We start from the raw sequence: 3,297 nt of genomic DNA on the forward strand, positions 1-3,297 counted from the left end.
GAAGCATTAAAATTTGAAGCACAAGGTTTTGCTAAAGCGGCGATCACCCCACAAGCCGGCGCATTGATTGGTTTATTCATCAATGACCAAATTGTGAAAAAAACCTCGAAAAAACATGAAAAGGGTGCACATCCAGTCAATCAAGCGGCGGTGCTCGGCGCAGGGATTATGGGTGGCGGTATTGCTTACCAAGCGGCAAGCAAAGGCACACCGATTATCATGAAAGATATTGGTAATCCACAACTTGCTTTAGGTATGTCAGAAGCGACCAAATTATTGACCAAACAAGTTGAACGCAAAAAAATGACCCCAGCGAAAATGGGTGAAACTTTAGCGCGTATCCGTCCAACTTTAAGCTTAGATGAGTTTAAAGATGTCGATATCGTGATTGAAGCCGTGACTGAAAATCCGAAGATTAAAGCTGCCGTACTTGCCGATACTGAAAAATCAGTACGTGAAAATACCATTATTGCATCAAATACTTCAACGATTTCAATCACGCGTTTGGCTGAATCGCTACAACGCCCTGAAAACTTTGTCGGCATGCATTTCTTTAACCCAGTGCACATGATGCCGTTGGTTGAAGTGATTCGTGGTGCCAAAACATCGGATGAAGCGATTGCAACCACTGTGGTGCTTGCGCAAAAAATGGGTAAAACCCCAATCGTTGTCAATGACTGCCCAGGCTTCTTGGTGAACCGTGTCTTGTTCCCTTACTTTGGTGCGTTTGATCTGCTGCTTAAAGATGGCGCAGACTTCCAACAAGTCGACAAAGTCATGGAAAAATTCGGCTGGCCGATGGGCCCTGCTTACCTGATTGACGTGGTCGGTATCGACACTGGCGTTCATGGTGCAGAAGTGATGGCGGAAGGTTTCCCTGATCGCATGAAGCCAAGTTACAAAGGCGCAATTGAGCTGATGTATGAAAACAAGCGTTTGGGTCAAAAGAACGACGTTGGTTTCTACAAATATGAGCTTGATCGTAAAGGCAAAAAAGCCAAAACTACCGATCCGATTGCATATGAATTGGTTGCGTCTATGGCTACTGCTGAAAAGCATGAGTTTGATGCGCAAGAAATTATTGACCGTATGATGCTAACGCTATGCAACGAAACAGTACGTTGCTTAGAAGACAACATCGTGGCAACACCGTCTGAAGCAGACATGGCGATGATCATGGGTATTGGCTTCCCGCCATTCCGTGGTGGACCATGCCGTTACATCGATCAAACCGGTGTGGCTGAATACGTTGCGCTTTGCGAGAAGTATGCACATTTAGGTAAGGCTTATGAAGCGCCACAAATGTTGCGTGACATGGCTGCTAACAACAAAAAATTCTACGGTTAAGGAGCAACGTGAATGGCTACTTTAAATCCACGTGACGTTGTCATCGTTGATGGCGTACGTTCAGCAATGGGTAAAACCAAAAACGGTATGTTCCGCAATGTACGTGCTGACAGCTTATCTGCTGAATTAGTACGTGCACTCGTTGCTCGTAACCAGTTTGATGTCAATGAAATTGAAGACTTGATCTGGGGCTGTGTTAATCAGACCCTAGAACAAGGTATGAACATTGGTCGTAACATTGCGTTATTGGCGGATCTACCAAAAACTGTTGCAGGTCAAACTGTCAACCGTCTTTGTGGTTCATCTATGCAATCCATTCATACTGCTGCGGCACAAATTGCCACCAACCAAGGTGATATCTTTATCATCGGTGGTGTGGAGCATATGGGTCACGTTGGCATGATGCACGGCATCGACTTAAATCCTGAAGCGTCTAAGCATTATGCCAAAGCGTCGAATATGATGGGTTTAACCGCTGAAATGCTCGGTCGTATGAACGGCATTACCCGTGAAGAACAAGATGCATTTGGTGTGGAATCACATCGTCGCGCTTGGGCTGCAACTCAAGAAGGTCGTTTCAAAAACGAAATTATTGGGGTTGAAGGTCATAATGCGGATGGTTTCAAAATTTTGTGTGACATCGATGAAGTGATTCGTCCTGATGCCAACATTGAAGCTTTCCGTAGCTTACGCCCTGCATTTGATCCAAAAGGCGGCACAGTCACAGCGGCAACCTCATCAGCCTTGTCTGATGGTGCATCTGCAATGTTATTGATGTCTGCTGAACGTGCGCAAGCCTTAGGTCTTAAGCCACGTGCCGTGATTCGCTCTATGGCGGTTGCAGGCTGTGATGCGGCAATTATGGGTTATGGTCCTGTACCTGCAACTCAAAAAGCCCTTAAACGCGCAGGCTTGAGCATGACTGATATTCAAACTGTTGAATTGAATGAAGCTTTTGCCGCACAAGGCTTGTCTGTGATGAAAGGCTTAGGCATTTATGACAAACAAGACATGATCAACTTAAACGGTGGCGCAATTGCTTTAGGTCACCCACTCGGTTGTTCTGGCGCGCGTATCACCACTACGTTGCTCAACGTAATGGAACAGCAAGATACACAAATTGGTCTTGCGACCATGTGTATTGGTTTGGGCCAAGGCATCGCAACTATTATCGAACGTGTTTAATTTTTAATTAAATACTCAGATAAAAATCCTCGCTTTTGCGGGGATTTTTTTATGCCCTAAAATAACATTGCTATATTTCAACTCAGTACTTGGCATTCAAAATGCTGTACTAGACACGCCAAGCCTCTGCAAATTATGATCGCGTCATTGCTACCGATAATCAGAGTTTAAACATGTTTAAAAATATAGCCTCAGATTTAATGGGCACCAGTGATATTGGGCGTATTATTGATGCCAAAGATTACGATAAAACCGATATTGATGATTATATTTTCCATGAAGACCATGAAAAAATATTTTTTTTAATCAAAGCCAAGACAGATGAATATTGTTTCACCAACACTGCTTTTATCCATCTTGATGGCACCAGCGCAGTCAGTAAAAAAAGAACATTACATCGCTATTTATATAAACATCACTTGATCAGTAAAGTTCTGCTTGAAACCGCCGGCACTGTAGATCGAGACGTCGAATTAAAGTTCCATCTGGGTGACGTCAGTTATTCAATCGATATTGAGAAAACACAAATTGATCAAGTGCGAGATTTATATAAGGCATTATTTAGTATTGGGGAAGCATGTCAGGAAATTGCACGCCAAACATCCACGCTGATACAAACCCAACAAGCGGTGAATAATATGTTTTCTTTACGCGAGTTGCCTGAACAAGTGGTGCTAAACTTGCCGGATATGGTAATGCTCCCCTCAAATAATTGAACTTAAAAGTAGAAAATCAAATACCCTTGATTTAAGGAGATTTTCTATG

Annotated in this window: 2 protein-coding genes and 1 pseudogene; all 3 read left to right on the top strand. The window is 43.4% G+C overall.

Features of this window, described 5'->3' with window-relative positions; translation table 11 throughout:
- Positions 1-1,347: 3-hydroxyacyl-CoA dehydrogenase NAD-binding domain-containing protein (locus tag SE27_RS14305; protein ID WP_455549950.1), on the top strand; the 1,347-nt coding region annotated here is incomplete at its 5' end.
- Between the two features lie 12 nt (positions 1,348-1,359).
- Positions 1,360-2,532, top strand: a complete 1,173-nt coding sequence (gene fadA / locus SE27_RS01175) for an acetyl-CoA C-acyltransferase FadA (RefSeq protein WP_039620123.1) — start codon at positions 1,360-1,362, stop codon at positions 2,530-2,532.
- Between the two features lie 173 nt (positions 2,533-2,705).
- A pseudogene (locus SE27_RS01180) lies at positions 2,706-3,227 on the top strand (PH domain-containing protein); the annotation flags it as partial.
- Positions 3,228-3,297 lie beyond the last annotated feature (70 nt).

This window comes from Acinetobacter harbinensis (assembly GCF_000816495.1).
Lineage (GTDB): Bacteria > Pseudomonadota > Gammaproteobacteria > Pseudomonadales > Moraxellaceae > Acinetobacter > Acinetobacter harbinensis.